We start from the raw sequence: 1,306 nt of genomic DNA, 5'->3' as shown, positions 1-1,306 counted from the left end.
GTACGAACCGCCGGTCGGGCCACTGGCCAGATCGGTGGAACCACCGGTCTGCGAGATCGCGTCGGGCGAGAAGTTGCCCTGTTCCTTACGGTGCTCGTAACCGACCGCCAGGCTCAGGTCACCGGCCGGCAGGGTCGCCAGGGTGCCGCTGAGGTTGACGAAGTAGTCGGTGGTCTTGGTCTTACCCAAGGCCTGGCCGTTCTGGTACAGGAACTTCTGCACGTTCGGATCATTCAGGCCATTGCTGCCTGCATAGCCGTACGGCAGCAGCGGGTTCCACGGGGTGCATTGACCGCCGCCGACGCCCAGGGCGATCGGGTTGGCGGCGGTGCCGCACTGGACCTGACCCTGCGCATTGAGGAACGACGGGCCGACCGCAAGACGCGTGTTGGCGACGTTGAGGTTACCCGTGCTGATCTGGGTGGCCTTGTTCTCGTTGTACAGATAGCCGGCGTCCCAATCCCAGATCTTGCCTTCGCCCAGTTCGAACGAACCGCTGAAGGTGCCGGTGAAGCGGTACGAGGTCAGGCTGTTGCGGACCTGACGCGGCACTTCCCAGCCACGACGCACGAAATGCACGAAGGTCGGGGCGGCGACGCCAGCCGGCAGAGCGCCGGTGCGCTGGTTGCCGACCGGGTTGAAGTAGCTGTCGACCGACATCGGGGTGTTGAAGCCCGGCGAAAGGACGGCGGACTGGAACGGATAGCCGGCGTTCTGCGCGAAGGAGTCGCGGTCGTTGTACTGAATGTCGGTGTCGAAACGCAGCCAGTCGGTGATGTCGTAGCCGGCGTTGACGAACAGCGACTTGCGCTCGATGCCGCTGTACACGGTCGACTGTTCGGCCGGCAGCGAGACGTCCGAGCCGTTGCGGGCGCGGAAGTTGGCGATGTTGCGCGGATCCAGGCCAGCGGTTTCGCGGGCCAGGAAGCGGGCCGCGCCGAGCGCCGGGGTGCCGTTCGGCAGGGTGGCGCCGGTCGGGATCAGCAGCGCGCCCCACTGGGTGGTGCCGGAGAAACCGAAGTCACGCGGTTCGCTCTTTTCGCCGGTCGGGAAGCGAGCGATCGAGAACCAGCGGTCGCGGGCCCAAACCGGATCTTCCTTCGCGTATTCGGCGCCGATGGTGACCGAGCCGCGGTCGCCGGTGAAGCCGATGGTGAAGTCGTAGTTCTGACGCGTGCCGTCGCCCTGGCCCCACTGGCCGATATAGGCGTTGGCTTCGGCGCCTTCGAAGTTCTTGCGGGTGATGATGTTGATCACGCCGGCGATGGCGTCGGAACCGTAGATCGTGGACGCGCCGTCCTTGAGG

1 pseudogene is annotated in these 1,306 nt (G+C 65.8%); it reads right to left on the bottom strand.

Annotated features, from left to right (window positions below):
- Positions 1-1,306: pseudogene (locus tag ASD86_RS28120) on the bottom strand (TonB-dependent receptor); the annotation flags it as partial.

The organism is Lysobacter sp. Root690 (assembly GCF_001427785.1).
Lineage (GTDB): Bacteria > Pseudomonadota > Gammaproteobacteria > Xanthomonadales > Xanthomonadaceae > Lysobacter.
This window is presented reverse-complemented; position numbering and strand designations above follow the sequence as displayed.